The 19,400-nt window shown below is 66.1% G+C and carries 7 protein-coding genes; 5 read left to right on the top strand and 2 right to left on the bottom strand.

Going from position 1 to position 19,400, the window contains the following annotated elements; all coding sequences use genetic code 11:
* Positions 1-93 precede the first annotated feature (93 nt).
* The 3 genes from ACJA3G_RS00065 (at position 94) to ACJA3G_RS00055 (ending at position 11,848) form a co-directional block, all read left to right on the top strand.
* The gene (locus ACJA3G_RS00065; protein ID WP_406550736.1) at positions 94-7,212 is read left to right on the top strand and encodes a polymorphic toxin-type HINT domain-containing protein; all 7,119 of its coding nucleotides are present in this window, start codon (positions 94-96) and stop codon (positions 7,210-7,212) included.
* A gap of 311 nt (positions 7,213-7,523) precedes the next feature.
* Positions 7,524-8,201 carry a tetratricopeptide repeat protein gene (locus ACJA3G_RS00060; RefSeq protein ID WP_406550735.1) on the top strand — a complete coding sequence of 226 codons (678 nt, stop codon included), beginning with the start codon at positions 7,524-7,526 and terminating at the stop codon, positions 8,199-8,201.
* A 2,588-nt stretch (positions 8,202-10,789) separates the two neighbouring features.
* Positions 10,790-11,848 (top strand): IS110 family transposase, encoded by a 1,059-nt coding sequence (locus ACJA3G_RS00055; RefSeq protein WP_406550734.1) that lies wholly within the window; start codon positions 10,790-10,792, stop codon positions 11,846-11,848.
* Between the two features lie 582 nt (positions 11,849-12,430).
* Here ACJA3G_RS00055 and ACJA3G_RS00050 read toward each other — a convergent pair.
* A complete protein-coding gene (locus ACJA3G_RS00050; protein ID WP_406550733.1) occupies positions 12,431-13,396 on the bottom strand; it encodes a restriction endonuclease in 966 nt (321 codons plus the stop codon).
* Between the two features lie 478 nt (positions 13,397-13,874).
* Between ACJA3G_RS00050 and ACJA3G_RS00045 the strand changes: the two genes are divergently transcribed.
* Positions 13,875-14,720 (top strand): hypothetical protein, encoded by an 846-nt coding sequence (locus ACJA3G_RS00045; protein WP_406550732.1) that lies wholly within the window; start codon positions 13,875-13,877, stop codon positions 14,718-14,720.
* 749 nt (positions 14,721-15,469) lie between these two features.
* Complete coding sequence (locus tag ACJA3G_RS00040) at positions 15,470-17,563, top strand: N-6 DNA methylase (protein WP_406550731.1); 2,094 nt, start codon at positions 15,470-15,472, stop codon at positions 17,561-17,563.
* A gap of 216 nt (positions 17,564-17,779) precedes the next feature.
* Here the strand turns inward: ACJA3G_RS00040 and ACJA3G_RS00035 are convergent, their stop codons facing one another.
* Entirely contained in the window at positions 17,780-19,225 is a 1,446-nt protein-coding gene (locus tag ACJA3G_RS00035; RefSeq protein WP_406550730.1) for a serine/threonine protein kinase, read from the bottom strand.
* Positions 19,226-19,400: the final 175 nt, after the last annotated feature.

Raw genomic sequence — 19,400 nt, 5'->3', positions numbered from 1 at the left:
AGTGACGCCGGTCAGGTCCAAGTCGGGCTCGACTACAGTGCGATCGCTCAGGCGTATGGCGGTGGTTGGGGTTCACGCCTGCATCTGGTCACGATGCCGGGATGCGCTCTCACCACTCCCAAGGTGTCGGCCTGCCAGGTTCAGACCCCGCTGGCCACCACCAACGACGCTTCGGCGCAGAAGCTCACCGCATCGGTGACTCTGCCGGCCGGCAATCTGGTGAGTACCCTCAAGCCGAAGGCGTCCGGGATCGTCGGCCCCGCAGCGGCCCCCGCATCGCTGGCGGTCGCGGCGGTCGCCGGTGCCGGCGGCTCGCAGGGCGACTACACGGCGACCTCGCTCTCGGCCTCGGGATCCTGGGCACAGTCCGCGTCGGGAGCGTTCACCTACAGCTACCCGGTCGCCACTCCGCCTGCTCTGGGCGGTGGCAGCCCGTCGGTGGCGCTGTCGTACAACTCCCAGTCCATCGACGGCGAGACCTCCGCGCGCAACTCGCAGTCCTCGTGGATCGGCGACGGCTGGTCCTACAGTCCTGGCTTCCTGGAGCGTTCGTACAAGCCGTGCCGATACGACGGGATCAAGGACTCCGGCGACGAGTGCTGGGCTGGCTACAACGCCACCCTCTCGCTGGGCTCCCACACGGGCCAGCTGGTGCGGGACAAGGACGGCGTCTACCACCTGTCGTCGGACGACGGCACGAAGATCGAGCGGCTGACCGGCGCGGGCAACGGGCTGTGGGACGGCGAGTACTTCAAGGTCAGCACGACCGACGGCACCGCCTACTACCTGGGCCTCAACCACGCCCCCGGCACCACCTCGGACGCCGCGACCAACAGCGCCTGGGGCGTGCCGGTCTACCACCCCAAGTCGGGCGACCCATGCTACGACTCGGACAAGGGCGACGACTCCCAGTGCGCCAAGCCGGTCGGCTACCGCTTCAACCTGGACTTCGTCGTCGACCCGCACGGCAACGCCCAGCGCTACGAATACGCCACCGAGTCCAACTACTACAACATGGGCTACGGCCAGGTCGCTAAAGACGACAAGGGCGGCACGCTCACCCAGTACACCCGCGGCGGATACCTCACCCGCATCTCCTACGGCTACAAGCTCGCCGACGCCATCGCGGGCAAGGAACCCGCGGCGCGGATCAACTTCACCACCGCACAGCGCTGCACCACCTCCGACAGCGTCTGCACGTACGACAACCTCAAGAAGGACACGGCCACCAACTGGCCGGACGTGCCCTACGACACGAACTGCCCCTCGACGTACAAGACGCACAGCGACGACGAGGACGCCACGGACGTCTGCAAGCTCGGCTCGCCGACCTTCTGGTCGACCTACCGGCTGAAGAAGATCACCACCCAGGTCAAGACCGGCAGCGGCTTCCAGGACGTCGACTCCTACAACCTCACTCACGTCTTCTCTGACGCGGGCGGGGTGATCGACCCCGTCACCGGCAAGACCACCGACCCGAAGAACGCCGGAAAGCTGCAGTCGGTCATGTGGCTCTCCTCCATCCAGCACACCGGGTTGGACACCAGCGCGGGCGGCAGCGGCCCGATCACTCTGGATCCCGTCACGTTCACCGGCATCGAGATGGACAACCGGGTCGACGGCCTCGACCCCGGTGCCCCGCCGCTGTACCACCCGCGGATCTCCAGCATCCGTACCGAGAGCGGCGAGTCCGTTGCGGTCACTTACCGCAATCCGGAGTGCTCGCGGGTCAACCACACCATGCCGTCCTCCGCAGACAGCAACACCATGGCCTGCTATCCCGTGCACTGGAACCCGGCAGGGGCCATTACCCCGATCGACGACTGGTTCCACAAGACCCTGGTCATTCAGGTCACGGACAGCGACCTGACCAAGGCCAACTCTGCGCCGAAGGTCACCAACTACGCCTACGGCGGCGGCGCGGCCTGGCATCGTGACGACTCCGACCTCACCGACGACCAGTACCGCGACTGGAGCGACTTCCGCGGCTACCGCACCGTCACCACCACCACCGGCACCGCACCGGACCCGATCACCAAGTCCGTCTCCACCTATCTGCAGGGAATGGACGGCGACTACAAGAAGGACGGCAGCAAGCGGTCCGTCTCCATCAAGAACTCCGTCGACGACACGGCGGTAACCGACAGCAACTGGCTGGCCGGCGCCACCCTCGAAACCGCCGTCTACAGCAACGCCAGCGGCATCCCCGTCAGTAAGACACTCAACGGCCCGCTCACCGCGACGACCACCGCGAGCACCTCCCGCACGGCCTGGACATCCAAGGACCCCGCACCGGACACCCTGTCGACGCTGCCAGACCTCGCCGCGCGCCGCACCACCTCCACCACCAACCGCACCATGGAGCTCCTCGCTGACGGCAGCTGGCGCACCAAAAAGGGGATCACGGAGTACGACAGCCACGGGCGTGTACGGCAGGTCGACGACAAGGGTGATGTCTCCGATTCCAAGCAGGAACGTTGCACCATCACCAGCTACGCCGACGCCCCGTCGGACAACCCGATGATGCTCACTTACCCCAGCGAGACACTCGAGCTGGTGGGAGGCTGCGACACCACGCCGGACAGCAAGACCACCCTGAGCCACAAGAGGCTCTTCTACGACGGCGACGGCACCGTCTCCACCCCCGGCACGTACGGCAAGCTCGGCCAATCCTGGGCCTCGGACAACAAGTCCCACTCGCTCGGCTACCTCACCGCAACCCAGACGGTGACGAAGTACGACTCCGGTGGCGACCCGGTCTACCAGACCCTCGCAGCCGTCACGTACGACGACTACGGACGCGTGACCAAGACACTGGACACCACGTCACAGGCCACCACCACTGCGTATTCCCCAAGCACTGGCATCCTGCCGACCAAGGTCACCACGACCTACCCGCAGCCCTTCGGCTGGACCACCACCGTCACCGTCGACCCGGGGCGCGGCCTGACCACCCAGTCCGTTGATGCGAACAACCGTGTCACCGAGATGACCTACGACGCGCTGGGCCGCCGCACGCAGGTGTGGATGCCGGGGCGGGACAGGGCGACGCAGAGCGCGGACCGCAAGTTCACCTATGCCGTCCACGGCAGCGGCGACAGCCCCGACCCGAATACCGTCACCACGCAGACCCTGCGCGAGGACGAGACATACAGCATGGCCGTCTCGATCTACGACGGACTACTGCGCGCTCGCCAGCAGCAGACGACCACCGCCGACAACTCCGCGGGGCGGTTGATCTCCTCCACTGGTTACGACAGCCACGGCTGGACCGTCTCCAGCATCGCCGCCTACTCCGATCCCACCACCGCGCCCTCCACCACAATGTGGGTGGAGAGGGAGAACACGGTCCCGTCCCAGACCCGTACCGTCTACGACGGACAGGGTCGCGCGGTCGCCACCCAGCAGTGGTCCAGGGCCGTCAAACTCTGGGAGTCCACCACCGCCTACCCGGGCGCCGACCGGACCGAGACCACCCCTCCGGGTGGCGGTCAGCCGAGCGTCACCTACACCAACGCACAAGGCCAGAAGACCGCCACCCGTCTCAAGGACACTGCTCCCGACCGCAAGCTGCCGACCGGGACCGTGATCGCCTCGGGCAGTCAGGTCGCCTCCAACAGTGTCCGCCTGACTATGCAGCCCGACGGCAACCTGGTCCTGACCGGCATCACCAGCGGTCAGACCCTGTGGCAGTCGAACACCGCCGGAAACCCGGGCGCCAGTGCCACCGTCCGTACCGACGGCAGCCTGGTCGTCACCAGCACCACCGGCACCGTGCTGTGGAACTCCGGCAGCGCCACCGCCGGCACGACCGGCGCGTACGCCATGGTCCGCGGTGACGCCGGCTTCCAGATCTACAACGCCGCGGGCAAGAGCGTGTGGAACTCGGGCACCCAGGGCAAGGCCGCGGCCGCGGATGTGACGACCAGTTACACCTACACGGCGGCAGGCCAGACCGAGTCGATCCGCGACACCCTGGGCAACACCTGGTCCTACACCTACGACCTGCTGGGACGGAAAACCGGCCAGACCGACCCCGATGCCGGCCCCAGCAGCTACAGCTACGACCAGCAGGGCCGACTCGCCCAGAGCACCGACAGCCGCGGGCAGACCCTCTCCTACGCCTACGACGGACTCGGCCGCAAGACCGGCCTGTACGACGGAACCAGCACAACCGAGCCGGCCAAGCAACTCGCTGCCTGGACCTACGACACCCTTGCCAAGGGCTACCCGACCTCCTCGACCCGCTACGTCGGCGGCGCCAACGGCAACGCCTACACCAAGAAGGTCAACGGCTACAACACCGCCTACCAGCCCACCGGAACCACCACCGTCATCCCGGCGGCCGAAGGCAAACTCGCCGGCACCTACAGCACCAGCGCCGCCTACACCCCGCGCGTCGGCCTGCTGCAGTCCACGGCCTACGCCGCGGACGGCGGACTGCCCGCCGAGACCGTGGGCTACGGCTACAACCTCCAGGGCGGCCTCGTCGAAACCGGCTCCGACCTGGCGCCCTACCTCGACATCACGCTGTATACGCCGCTGGGGCAGGTGATCCAGTCCACCTACGGCCTGTACGGCAAGCAACTGCGCACCGCGCAGACCTACGACCAGGCCACCGGCCGCCTGGCCACCAACACGGTCAGCCTGCAGACCAACAGCACCAACCCGATCGACGCCACCACCTACGGCTACGACCAGGCCGGCAACCTCACCGCCGCCAACGACGTCCAGTCCTCCGGCGGTACCACCACCGGCATCGACACCCAGTGCTTCGCCTACGACGGGCTGAACCGGCTCGCCGAAGCCTGGACCGACACCAAGGGCACCACCGCCCCGGCCACCGGCCAGCTCGCACAGTGCAACACCGCGACACCATCCGCCGCGACCCTGGGCGGCCCGGCCCCGTACTGGCAGTCCTTCACCTATAACCTGCTCGGCGACCGCACCCAGCAGGTCAAACACGACACCACCGGCAACGCGCTCAAGAACACCGTCCAGACCAGCGCCTACCCCGGCAGCGGCACCACGCAGGCCGCCCGCCCCAACACCGCTACCAGCATCACGACGACCGGCCCGAGCGGCCCCACCACGCTCACCCCGCACTACGACGCGGCGGGCAACACCACCAGCCGCGACACCAAGTCCGGCAGCGCCGCAGCCACCACCCAGACCCTCACCTACAACAGCGAAGGCCGCACCGACACCGTCACTACGCCCAAGGCGGGCGGCGGAACCCAGACCTCGAACTACGTCTACGACGCCGACGGGAACCTGCTCGTCCAAAAGGGCGCGGACTCCAACGTCCTCTACCTCTTCGGCGGCGCCGAGCAGCTCACCCTCACCAAGGCCACCGACAAGGTCGCGGGCCTGCGCTACTACACCAGCCCTGACGGCACCCGCATCACCCGCTCCTCCGCCGGAACGCTGACCTACCAGCCCACCAACCCTCAAAAGACCGCCCAGCTCCAGGTCGACGCCTCCAGCCTCGCCGTCACCCGGCGCGCCTACGATCCCTACGGGGCGCCGCGCGGCACCACCCCCGCCAGCTGGATCGACAACCGCGGCTACCTGGGCAAGCCCGTCGACACGACCAGCGGTCTGAACCTCCTGGGCGCCCGCAACTACGACCCCGTCCTCGGACGGTTCCTCAGCGTCGACCCCGTCTTCGAAGCCGGCGATCCCAACCAGATGGGCGGGTATACCTACGCGGGCGACGATCCCGTGAACGGCTCCGACCCCAACGGCCTGTGGTGGCATCCCTCGTGGAGCAGCGTCGGTAACTTCTTCACGGGTGTGGGGGACTCGGTTGTCGGCACGCCGTGGGAGTGGGGCGTCAACGGCCTCGGATACTTCGGCAACTCCATCTCCAGCATCTGGAACGGCGAGAACGAGCTCTTCAACGAGTGGACCGGGTGGGATGGTCCGCCCGGCATGCTGGGTCTGGAACTGCCGCACAACTCCTGGCAATCAGACGGCCACCCGCTCGCAGACCTCTTCGGCGTCGACACCACGTCGACCTCATACGTAGCCGGCGAAATCACCGGAGCTGTCGCACAGGTCGCCGCGGACGGTTATGGCGTATACAAGCTCGCCAAGGAGTACAAGGCGACGAAGGCGGCCGTCGCGGCAGGTGCGGAGGTCGGCGAAGCCGGAGGCACCGCTTCGCGGATGCTCCGCGACGACCCGGGCGCGGGCAAGCCCCCGGCCAAGCCCGACGCTGGCAAGCCTGCCGACACCAGCAAACCGAGCAAGCCAAGCAGCGGCACCCACGACAGCCCGGAACCCGCACCCGAGGCCCCCGTCGAGGCGGGCAGCGGAGCCGGAAAGTGCAGCTTCACCCCGGAAACCCTCGTCCTGATGGACCAGGGCAAGACCAAGCCCATCGGAAAGATCAAGGTCGGCGAGAAGGTCGAGGCTGCTGACCCCGCCACCGGCAAGGACAAGGGGCCACGCCAGGTCACGGCCAAGTTCGTCAATCACGACTATGACCTCATCGACATCAGCGTCCGAGGAGACAACGGCAAGGCCGCTACCCTCCACACGACTTCCGAGCACCCTTTCTGGGACGCCACCGATGAAAACTGGGTCCCAGCAGGCAAGCTCAAGGCCGGTCACGCACTGACCACCGACAAGGGCCAGCACGTCACCCTTATTGCGATCCACAAGGTCACTGGCGCGGCCGACATGCACAACCTCACCGTCGCCGAACTCCACACCTATTACGTGCTGGCGGGCAGCAGTCCGGTGCTTGTGCACAACACCTGCCCAACCTCAGCGGCACTACGTGCAGCGCCGTCGCCTGAGCATGCGAGCTTGCCGACGCACGAGGCTAAGAAGACAGCAGCGAGGGCCGGGAACTCTGTAGCTGTGAGTGGATATTCGACTGACGTGCCGACGGGATTTTCCCGAGCTACACCGGAACAAGTCCTGAACGCAATGCCGAACCATCTTCGAACCCCCAACGCTTTCATGGATAACAGTGCTGGTCCAGGGGCGTATTATCTGTCGCATGCCGAGCGGCAAGTTTCTACCCTGAATTCCACAGACAGCATATCCGTGTCCCGAGTGATGTGTGACAACTGCATCGGCTGGTTCCAGGAACGAGCAAAGCAATTGGGTCATGAATTGAGCGTCACTGATCCAGATGTGATCAACGTGTTCAAGCCTGACGGAACCTGGGAAGCAGTCGATCATCCCGGTTGGTGGTAGATCTGACCCCATGCCGGAGGAATCCGGCATGGGGTTTCCCTTTTGAGCCCTGATGGCCCAGTCCCGACCTCTCCAAGCAGGGGATGGTGTAGGCTCTGGGAGTTACCTTGAAGAGTCTGGATGTTGGGGGTTCTGAATTGAGCAAGTTTGCCCCTGAATGGCGAAAGTATCCAAGAGGGGTTCCAGGTGCTTCGCTATTGTCTCGCGGGGAATCTTCCGTACGCGAGGGCGATATTGTTGCTGCTGGTAACTGGTTCGTACATGCGATGCGGAGGGGAGAGGGTCGGGCGAAGCAGTGTATTGGCGACCTGATGCCTCAGCTTGAGGCTCTGGTAGCGGCGCAAAATGCAGATGCCAAGGCTCTGCTGGCTGGGATCATGCTGGATTTGTCGATCGATGTGGACCGATCGTTCGCGCTCTTCAAGGACGCAGCCGAATCAGGAGTTCCGGAAGGTAAAAGAGGACTCGGGTTCATGCTCCTGAACGGCATAGGAGTGCAGAGGGATCCAATGCGCGCCAATCTCCACTTTGAAAGCGCACTCCGAGACGGCGACCTGTACTCTGCATACAACCTTGCCGTCAATTTCCATAACGGTATCGGAGTCGAGCGTAACGACGTGGAATACTTGCGTCTCTTGCGTGTGGCGGCGGACGGGGGAATTCCGGAGGCATGTGCGCTTCTGGGTGATGAACTATCGGACCGAGATCTCGACGCTGAGGCGCTTTCCTATTATCTCGAAGCCGCCGAAGAGGGGCACGCTCCTGCAATGTTCGTTGCGGCCTGCTGGTTCCGTGATGGCGTGGGCACCGAGGTAGACAAGGTGCGAGCTATCCGCTGGTTCCTAGGTATGCTGGATCGAGGAAACGCGGATGGCATTCACCCAGCCCACGAACTTGCGCAACATATGACGACTGGCGAGGTGAGAGAGGCGGGTCGTCTCGCAAGGCGCGAAGATGAAGCAGAGCTATTGATCAGGGATCGAGCCTGATCGTCCTTCCGCCCTTCAAATCGCTGCAATTTCCGCGCGTCGGGCTAGTTGCGCGTTGGATGATGCGCGGGTCAGAGTGAATCTGGCCCGCGCATATCTGCCCTGTAGGGAGTTCATGATAATTCCCGCAAGAACCTTCCTCGTGAGATCGATGCACTCGTTCTGAGGTGCCCGGGGGGACTCTCAGATGAATATCTTGCACAGGGGCAGAGAAATATCGGCTGCGCCCGGGGCAGCGCATGGTCGGCGGCGATGCCGCCACCGGGGTTCGGGCTCGCGCGATGCGGAGTGTCAGCCGCCAGATGCTGAACGTACGAGGCAGGTGCATCGGCCCTCGGCCGTTTCGAAGGTTATGTATTGCACCAGGGCTATCGGAGTGTTCGCGGATGCCTGTAATGCCCCGGCCGGCTGGTGAAGGGCGTGTCCACCTTGATGTGGTCCATGCAGGAACAGGGCTGTCGGCCTGCACGGCGGCGAAGGCGTCGAGCCGCGTGGCGCCCTCCGGGGGCCCTATCTCTTTGGTCAGGGTCGTGGATCAGGATTGCGGTATGACAATGTGGTTCCGCACTTACCACGCGGACGAGGATCTGTGGCTGTCTTTCGAGGCCGATGACGAGGGCTGGGCTGCGCGGCAGGTTGAGGTCCGGGGGCAGGACTCGCGTCCGGTGACGGCGGCCTCCTTGCGTAGTCGATTGACGCACAGATTGCGACGATGCGTTGGCTGGCGGATGCCGAGGAGCCGGGGCGACCTCGTTGCTGGCAGTGGGCGAGTGGATCGCCGACGCACCGCCCCAGGTGCTGGACCGGCGACGTGCTCCCCGACCCGCTGCTCCCACGACGGCGGGCCCCGGCTGAGACGACGGTTCGTCTGAAGCGGTATGTGGCGCGAGAGGTCTACCGCCTCGTCCAGGGGCAGGATCGGAGCCCGGCTTGCTCGTGAACGGCTCTCTTGATCCTGGCCGGTCAGGGTGGAGTTCCGATCGGGTCGTGTGGCGGCCGTCTTCGACTGAGATGCCGAGCTCGCGGTCGCGGATGGAGGGTGATCGCGTTGTGACCACCCTGTCCCGGAGAACGCTGAAGGCCGTCTTCTCGCTTCTGCGGATACGGCCTTCGACCAGCGTGAAGCGTTGGTCGGGACGACAGGATTTGAACCTGCGACCCCTTGACCCCCAGGAGTAGGGGTCAAGGGTATTTTATGGATATAGCAGACTTGGTCGGGGCGGATAATGTGCATCGCAGGCTCCGTCGTGCACCATCGCGCACACCGTGTGGTCCCCAACTGGTCCCCAAGCCGTGCCCGTAGAACCCTGCGACGGGACCCAGACCTCGCCGCGATCTCGCCAGGCGGGGCACTGGCGGAAGTGTCCCCGAGTCCGAAGAACTTGACCCACAAGGCGGGGGATGAGCCCGACCGTCAGCCAGCCGGACATCCGGCGCGCCGCGCGGGCCCGGATTGCGACGGATGTGGGCGCGAACGTGGTGAAAGTCGGCGGGCGGCTTCGACACATCGGGTTCCCCTCCCGTGATCACGGGCCGCACCCCGCGGCCCTGAAACTGTGTGTACCAATGGCCACTGCCAACTCCGGGCGGATCATGGGCGGTTGTCGCGGTCGCGCGGCCGGATCTCGCCAAGTGCGTCAGTACGGCGCGTCAGCGAGTGGCCGACTGGAGGGAGGAAGCCGTTGTGCTGCAGCTTTTCGTCTTGGACCAGTTCGGCCGACGGGCCGTTGCGGTGGATTCTGGTGGTCCAGGACGCTTCACGCGCTGTGAGCAGCACGGTCACTGGAGAGGGGGCTGGCGCGAACGTTGGCGGATTGTGGTCGCTCGTATCCTCGTCGTAGAAGAGGGTTCCACCGTGTTGAGTCGCCAAAGTTCTCCCAGGCACTCGCTGCGGCATTTCCCAAGGGCCCGGTCGTGGTCGCCCTGTCCGTCAATTTCGCCGGCGTGGTGCGCCAGCCCCAGAAAGTGGCTAGCTCCGGGCTATTCGCCTGTGGGGAGAATGTTCCGCTGGGGGTAGGAGCCCGCGGTGTGATGCCGCCGCACATTGAGTAGGGGCAAGCCGCCGGTGCTCACACGCCGGCGGCCGGGACCGACCACCTGGTGGAGGAGCGGGAGGAAGTCTGCGAGGGGCAGCTGGTAGGGGCGGGCCACTGGGCAGTCCGTCTATTCCGGTCACGGGCGGATGGAGAGTCAACTCATCGTTGTCCCGTCCAGAGCAGGTTCGGTGCCGGTTCGGACGAAGTCTCCCGGGAGCGGTCGGGGCATGCGGTGGCGCCGAGGGCAGTGGGACGGTTGCGTAGCACTGTTCCGGACGGGGTCTGACTCATGACTTTTTTGACCGAAGTGTCTTGTCACGGGCATGTCGACTGCCGTTGTGGATGGTGCTTGCTGTCACCGAGCCACAGGGCGTGTCCCAATAGGGGCCTTGCCGTCTTTCAGGCGCCATTACGGTTCAGACCGCCCGACCGGCAGGTGCCGGCCACCCAGCACATCACCACGCGGGAGGCAGACCACCATGACGATCAGACAGCGCAGCACCTCTTCCAACCAGCACAGGCCCGCCCGCCGGGGGCGAGGTCGTCCTGGGTGTGGACACGCACGGAGAAGTTCATGTCGCCCCAGTGGTCTGCTCGCTGGGCCAGACCTTGGGCATCAAGTCCTTTCCGGCTACGGCGGTCGGCTACCGTCGGCTGCTCGCCTGGGCTCGCAAGTTAGGTACGGTGCGCCGGGCCGGGGTGGAGGGCACCGGTACCTTCGGTGCGGGCCTGTCGCGCTACCTGCTGGCGCAGCAGGTCGTGGTGTTCGAGGTGAACCGGCCCGACCGCTCGGCTCGTCGACTGCTCGGGAAGTCGGACCCGCTCGACGCACAGGCCGGTGCGCGGGCCGTGCTCAGCGGTCGCGCCCGGGCCCGGGCGAAGACCGGCGACGGTCCGGTGCAGAGTGCCCGGATGTTCAAGATTGCCAAGGATTCCGTGGTCAAGGCGCGCACCCAGGCGATCAGCCAGCTCAAGGCCGTCCTGGTCGTAGCCGACCCGGCCCTGCGGGAGCGGCTGTCCGGCCTGGGCAACCGCGCACTGTTCCGCACCTGCGCACACCTCAGCCCGCGCGAGGGCGAGGCCGGTGGGAGCGATGAGGACCCTGTAGCCGAGGCCACTCGCATGACGCTGAGCATGCTGGCTCAGCGCATCGAGCAGCTCACCGGACAGATCGACGAGCTGAATCAGCGACTGACCGGGCTCGTTGAACGCCATGCCCCGCAGCTGCTCGCGCCAGTGGGTATCGGCCCAGACTCCGCTGCCACGCTCCTGATCACCAGGGGCGACAACCCCGAGCGGCTGAGCACCGAAGCGTCTTTCGCCGCCCTGTGCGGAGTCAGCCCCATCGAGTACTCCTCAGGAGGCCGGAGCTCGCGCCGGCTCAACCACGGCGGCGACCGGCAGGCGAACACGGCTCTGCACCGCATCGTATTCACCCGGCTGCGCCACGACCCGCGCACCCAGGCGTACTACGAACGCCGCACTCGGGAGGGCAAGACTCGGCGTGAGATCATCCGATGCCTCAAGCGATATGCCGCCCGCGAGGTCTTCAACCTGGTCAGGACGGTCTCTACCGACCCCCCCCGTTATAGGGGCGTCTGTGACAGATGAGAGGCTCAGGCGGGTGAGCGAGACGCCGAAGAACACCCTCCAATACCGCTCTGACGGGCCAGAAGACGCCCCGGTCCTGGTCCTGGGGCCCTCCCTCGGTACCACCTGGCACAAGTGGGCGAAAGCGTCTTATGGCGTCTACGTGGTCCAGGGCGGGAGTGTTTGCCCTGATTGGGGCCTTGTGGTTCAGGTGCGTCGACGCTGTTCGTGACATTCGTGTGATCGCTGTGACTGATGTGGACCCCCGCCGGCTTGTTCCTGCGGGCGTCCCTCGTGGTCGGCCTGGGCCAGTGAGCCAGCCGCTCGATACGCTCGGCCCGGACCCTGGCGAGTTCGCTTTGCGTCGCTTCCTGCGGTCGGGCAGTGCGCCTGTTCGGCTCCTTCGCGGGGGCTCGTTCCCCTTCCGGCGCCCAGGTGTGCTCATCTGCCGGCATCGGGACTGCTCCCGGCCCGGTCAGCTGTAGGTCAGCCCCGGATACCCAGGTGCCACAACGGCTGGGGTCCGCGCCCCGCGCCGGCGGTGGCTGGCGCAGCGACCGGATGCACACGCACGTGAAGTCTTGCTCTTGGGCGAGGGGTGATTCAGAAGTCGGTGCCCAGCACGGCGAGGGGGCGCCGGTCGAGCTGAGCGATGCGGACCTTCTCACGCAGCCAGTGCGCGACGTCACCTTCCTGTTCGAGCAGGAGGACAAGTTCTCGTAGCTCACCGAGAACGATCACTCGCTGGTTCAGGGCCCGCTCGCTTTCCTTGATCGCCGGCCCGGTGAACCCGGAGGCCGATATGAACAGCGCACGGACTTCCGAACGTCCGTAGACCCGAACGAGGTGGCGACTCATCGCGTTGATCTCGACGGGCTCACCCCGCCACTTGATTTCCACGAGGTACTGGGACCCGTCCATTTCCAGCGCGCCGTCGATCTGCTCGGCCACCTGGCCATCCTCGTTGCGCAGGATAAAGGACTCCCTGATCAGGATCCCTTCGGTCTTGAAGACGTCGTTCAGTACGCCTTCGAGGGCGGCGCCCCGCTTCCTTGGGTCCATTTCGTTGAAGAGGTCCGCGAGTCGGCCTCGAAGCGCTGCGAATTCCGCACGCCGCCGAGCCAAGCGGTCCGCCTCGGCGGTGCGTGCCGCAAGCCGTGCTGCCCGTTCGTCGTCACGTGCCTGGTTCATCCGGGTGAACGAATCCTTGACGTTCACCAGACTTCGCACGTTCGCCTGCAGCCCTTGTGCTGGTAGTCGATCGTCCGGCCACAGGGTGGAGAAGTCTTCGAACTCGATTGCCCGCTTGAGTAGCTCTCGTCGGACTTGCAGGCCGGCGTCGCCCTGCTCGTTGATCTGGCTGAGCACAGCACGAACAATCTTGTACTTGCTGATTGCTGACCTGTCCGCCGCGAGCTGTTGCCGGTGTACGGCGTGCAGTTCCTCACTGACGCCCGCCCCGCGCAAGAATCCGAGGACCCCGTCCTTGCTTCGGCTCAGCCGCGGCACCAGCTCGATCAGCAGCTCCAGCAGCTCCGGAGGCCAGTGGTAGGCGTCATCGTGGACCATTCGACATCCGCACCTTCCACGTCGAGCCCTTTCGCGGGCCCCTTCGGCCTGCGTTGGATCCGAACAGCACATCCTTCAAACTTGATTGTGCAGTGTGCGTATCAACTCGACCCCGGTTTCACGCGATAGAAGACGTTCAGCTCGCGCATGGTTGGAATGCCCATTCCGGGGAGGCGAGGGCGGCCGTCAGTGGGTACGGACATGCCTCCTGGCCTTGCGGAGGGCGTCGACCGTGATCCCCGTCGGTACCTCGCCTGTGAACACCGGGCGTACCGGTTCTTCCTGGTGCACGGTGCCGAGCCTGCCTGGGCGGAGGCTGGCTGAAGCGGGCCTTGGCAGCTGTGCCGTGTTCAGACGCCGACAGCACAGTCTCCAACGGCGGCCTCCGCCCCAGGCCCTTGGACTACTGGATCACGCTTGGGGGAGTGCCCCGGATATCCAGCGGCTCGGTGCGGTCATACAGCGCGGGGAGGCCGAAGTGCCGAACAGGTACGTGAAACTCGCGGGCTTCGACCGGAAGCTGGACCTCACCGAGCCGGATCTTGGAGTGACAGGTGGAGCGGTGCTCCTGGAACGCTTGCTGGCAGACCGCCGATTGCCCGTAGCGGTGCGCGGGCTCACGTGCGCGGAGATCTGCGAAAGGCTGGGCTACACGGAGCCGATGTACCTGTACCGGCGGATGGGCCGGGTGGTCGCCTCACACACCCGCAGCGACGCACAGGACCGGCACCATGCTGGTGGGGAGTCGGACGAGCACAAGGCGTACAAGGAGCGGGCGGTCCGCGCGGCGGAGGAAGGCGGCCACCATGCAACGACGGAGCGGACGAGCACGGACCAGAAGGTCCGCAGCGACGTCCTGATACAGGGGGCGAACGGTGTCCTGCTGGGCTTCGAGTCGCAGCTGTCACCGGTCAACCCACGGGAGATCACAGCACGGGACGCGGCTGCGCGACGTGCGGGGCTGGCGGACGCGTGGCAGACGGACAGCCGGGTATTGGCGGAGGCACTGGTGGTGCCGTGGCTGCGCACGGACAAGCTGCCCTTCGAGCTGATCGTTCGGCATGACAGCCCGCTCCCGTTCCGAGGCGGTGTCCGCCGGATCGATTTGGTGTGCTGTGATGAGCGGTTCCCGGGCCGGTGCCCACGAAAGGGGACCGGGAAGTGCGGGAAATGGCATCCGACGACGCGGCCAGCGGAGGTTCCCTTCGACATGTTCATCCGGGATGCGGCCTCCGGGCTGTACGTGCGGGCGACGGTGAAGGTTAAGCGGACGGCCTTTGAGTTCTGGGGCCCCGGCGGCAGACTACGCCGCCTGCCGCGATGAGACCGCGGCGGAGCCGCCGCCCGCCGTGACGCACCCGCGGCAGGCGAAGAGTGTGATGGGCGATGGCGATCCGACATGCCGGGTGCGAACCTCGGCAGTGGACGACGGGCGTGATGTCCCGCTAACAGACATTCCCGGTACGCGCGCAACACGATCCAAGTTGGCTGGCACTCCCACTGCTGCAGGATCGACGCTGTATCGGGGGCACTGCGGGGCAGGGGTGACGAAATGTGGGGCCCCTGCACGGTTCTACGCATGCGGGTGGCGGTGCGACAGACACCGACCCGGGGCTATCGGAAGCGAGATCTGAGCACATGGCCCGGTGCGGCTATAGAAGCCTCGTGACCCAGGAGCGCTGCATGCCGTTCGCATCCTTCTGCCCGCCGCAGAGCGCGTTGTGAATGCTGTGGCGTTCTCGTCCGACGGGCAGCTCGTGGCCAGCCCGGTCATGAACGGCACTGTGCGCGTGTCTTAGGCATGATCCGACGCTTCTCTTTGGCCATTTCGTATGTCTCCCTTCAGTTGGACAGCGGGGCGGCGGCACGGTGGTGTCAATGCCGACAGGGGGACCGAGCGTTGTGCGCCCGAGTTGCGCACTCGAGCGTTTGGGCGGCCGTCGTAGAAGAGCGCGCGATCGACGAAGTGTCTGTGAACTCAGTCAATGATTGGCCTGGTAGGGGTAGCTGAGCTACGGTGTCGGCATCCGTGTCAGACCCGTCCGAAAGTCACCCTCCCGCTCGGAGAACCACATGTCAGACTCCAACGATGCGCCCGTTACCTTGGCGGGAATCGCGCGCATCGCGGGCGTTGGTCGAGCGGCGGTAAGCAACTGGCGACGCCGCCATGACTCGTTCCCGATGCCGGTCGGCGGTACAGACACGAGCCCGCAGTTCTCCCTCGCGGAGGTCGAACGGTGGCTGTACGCCCACGGGAAGATCGAGCGGATCGGGTTGCGCGAGCGGCTGTGGCCGCACTATGGGGCCCTGGGGGATCGTGCGGTGATGGGTGCGGCGCTCGCCGAGGCCGGCCGCCACATGCTTGCCGCGACAGGCGCGGATCAGGCCGCACCCGAGCACTCCTTGCTCTCGGACGAGGCCGCTCGCGTGATGAACGAGACGGTCGACGTCGCACGGTATGAAGGAGAGCGGGAGACATTCACCTTCCTGCTCACACGCTGGCTTGACGCCCATGTACGGCAGGTCGGCACCACCCCAGCCCCACTGGCCCGACTGATGGCAGACGTTGCGCTTGCCGTCAGGGCGGAGGAGCGCCGGGGCGCGGATGGGCGGATCACCGTTCTTGACCCCGCCTGCGGTGTCGGTGGGCTGCTTCTGGCCGTTGGTGAGGGCATGGCAGAGCGAAGCGTCGATGCCGATCCCGGGACCACGGCGCTCATTGGTACCGAACTCGACCCGGTACTTGCCGCGCTGGCGGAAGTGCAGCTGGGCTTCGCCGACGTGGATAGGGGAAGCGGCGGTGTGAGGATCGAGGCAGGTGACTCGCTTCGCGCGGACCCAAACGATGGTGTCCGGGCCGACATCGTCCTGTGCAACCCCCCATTCAACGCGCGGGACTGGGGCCATGAGGAATTGGCGACTGACCCCCGCTGGGTCTACGGCTTGCCACCGAGGACTGAGCCCGAACTCGCCTGGATTGAGCACGCTCTGGCGCGACTGGCGCCAGACGGCGTGGCTGTACTCCTGCTGCCGCCGGCGGTGGCCTCCCGACGTGCCGGTAGGCGCATCCGTGGGGCGCTACTGCGCACGGGCGCTCTGCAGGGAGTCGTTGCGCTCCCGGCCGGGGCTGCCCAGCCGCATAGCGTTTCGCTCCAGTTGTGGATTCTCCGGATGCCCGTGCCCGAGGGCAGCACTGTTTCCGTCGAACGCTTGTTTCTGCTCGACGCAGCCACATCGCATGGGGTGACGAGAGGAGCTCAAAGTATCGATTGGCCGCAGTTGACGAGCCGCGTACTCGATGCGGTACGTGCTTATGACTGGTCTGGAGAAAGGAAGGCAGAAGCAGGGAAGCAGTTGCCTGAGGGGTGTGTCGCCGTTCCTGTGGTGGACCTGCTCAATGAGCAGACAGATCTCACGCCGGCTCGTCACGTGCCGGAGACGGCCGTAGAAGCCCAGGCCAAGCTCCATGAGTCCTGGGGGCGCCTGGGCGGCCTGCTCGACGAAGTGCGCGATCGCTCCCAGTCTCTGGCGGCAATCGACCTGCCAACGGGTAGTGATGCGCCGTCCACGATCACGGTCTCGGACCTACACCGTGCCCATGCTCTCAAGCTGCAACAGGGGCAGACGCTCCCCGGTGACCTACTGCACGGCGACGCGCTGCCAGATGGCGCGGTACCGGCCTTGAGCGTTCCCGACCTGGTCCTGGGAGGACAGCCGGGGGGGTGGCTCGTCCGGGCGGAGGTAGAGCGGGGAGCCAGTACGGGTTCGTTCACCGTGGCCGAGCTGGGGGATGTCGTCGTGGCGGGTGTCGAGAGGGCGTATCGCGTCTGGGTCCAAGAGGACACGCCCTTGGTGCTCGGACCTCAGCTTTACGCGCTGCGCCCGGACCCCGAAGTCCTCGACCCCTGGTTCCTCGCAGGCTGTTTGCGCGCGTCCGCGAACGCGCGGCAAGCGGGTTCCCATACCTCCAGCTCTGCCCGCATCGACGTACGCAAGCTACAGGTGCTCCAGCTCGCACTTGCTGAACAGCGACCGTATGCGGCGGCCTTCAGAGAACTCCTGGCACTTGAGGAGTCGCTCCGCTCGGTCGCATCGGTGGGCGAGGCTTTCGTGCGGAGCTTCGGGGACGGGCTGGCAGAGGGAAAGCTGCATTCTTTGCGTCCGTGAGCACGCCGCCGATCGCCTACGGTGCACCCGCCGGACCTCCTGGTAGGTGACTTGCTCGCCGAGCACAGGTGTTGACCCACGGCCGCTCGGGAACGATCACTGAAGAGCTTGGACTGGAAGGAGCTCCGAAGACGCAAGAAGTACGCCACCGCCCTGGCACGCTCACCCAATGACCTGCCCTGGCCAGCCTGAGCGCAACTTGCCCACGCAAGGTCGCTAGATGTCGAATCCCAGCCCCTCGAGCTCGATGCCTACCTCTCGGCACCGCTCAGCCAGCACTTGGGCGCGCGGGCCTGTGACGTCGGCCATCTGCTCGAGCACCATGGCCCGCGCCGCCGCGGCCGGAAGCAAGTCACCGAAGGGGATGCGGCACTCCGCCGCACCCAGAGTGCCTTCCAGGTAGTCGGCCAGAGCGTCCAGGCTTGCCTTGTCCTCAGCCCGCAGGGCCAGAGCCTCGTAGAGCGCGATTGCCTCCTTGCAACGCCCGGCCACACGCATGCCGTTCGCGGCCACGCGCAAAGCCGTCCGGACGCCGGGGTCGAAGGCGCCCCAATCCCGGCGGGCGGCGGGCAGCAGCTCCAGCAGCTTGTCTACCGCACTTGCCGGCTCACCGGATTCGACCTCCGCTGCGGCCTCGGTGGTAACTTCCTGAAACATCCGGCGGCTGAGGAACCCGGAACCGCGCCGTTTCCTGCCGGAACTGGACGCAGCCACCGGTGTCGCGGGCGCCACGGGCAGGCCGTATTCGTCGGGCAAGCGCAACGGACGCGTCGGGTCCGGCTCTAGCCGGGGGGACGGGGCAGCGTCACCTGGACGCGGCGCGTACTTCCGCAGCACCTCCGCGACCATGCGGGTGTCCACCGGCCGGTCCTCCGGCGCCTTCGCCAGCAACTTCAGTACCAGCCTCTCGAGCTCTGCCGGGATGTGCCCGACATGACAGGTCGGCGGGAGCGGCGCGGCATGCACATGTTGGCCCTTCAGCCCGTCCCCGGAGAACGGCGGATGGCCGGTCAGCAGGTGGTACAGGACGCAGCCCAGTGCATACAGGTCGGTCTTCGGGGTGATCTGGCGTTCCAGGATCTGCTCCGGGGCCTCGTACCCTCTGCTGCCGACGGTGGATCCGTGCTGGGTGTAGTCGGTGACGCCGGGCCAGAGCGGCTTGGCGATGCCGAAGTCGATGAGGACGACCACACCGTTCTCATCGATGATCAAGTTGTACGGCTTGAGGTCGCGGTGCACCACCGGCAGGTCATGGGCGCAGGTCAGGGCCTCGGCGATCTGAACCCCGATGGCCGCGCTGACCTCGACGGTGGGGGTGTACTGCTCCAAGAACCGGTGCAGGGGCTTGCCGTCGACGTAGCGCATGACGAGGTAGGGGTCGGCGTGATGAATGCCCTGGCCGTACAGCTCGGGAATGCTCCTGTTGTGCAGCCGTCCCAGAAGGGTGCCCTCGCGCCGGAACCGGCCACGCATCCGCCGGAGTTCGTCGTGTGCCTCGTCTTCGTCGAGCGCGTCCAGGAGCTCGTTCTGCGTGCGCAGGCACTTGACGGCCACGAGCCTGCCGTCCCGCAGGTCCCTCGCCAGCCAGACCACGGCCATGCCGCCGCTGCCCAGGTGCTTGAGCAGTTTGTACCGGCCGCCCAGCACCTCGTCCTTCTTCATGCCGCCCCTTGCCTGTGAAGCGTCCCGCCTCTGGCACGCAGAAGAGGCGCGACGGTGGCGAGTTCCCGGTTCCGCCGGACCGTTGCGTGGCGGATGCGCCCAGTGTAAATCGATTCACGCATTTGTCGTGCATGGACTGAGTTCACAGATGTTTTGTGCCATGCTGGATATGCCG

The sequence above is a fragment of the Streptomyces sp. YS-3 genome, from assembly GCF_045257485.1.
GTDB lineage: Bacteria > Actinomycetota > Actinomycetes > Streptomycetales > Streptomycetaceae > Streptomyces.
Note: the sequence above shows the minus strand (reverse complement) of the source record. Positions and strands in the feature narration are given on the sequence as shown.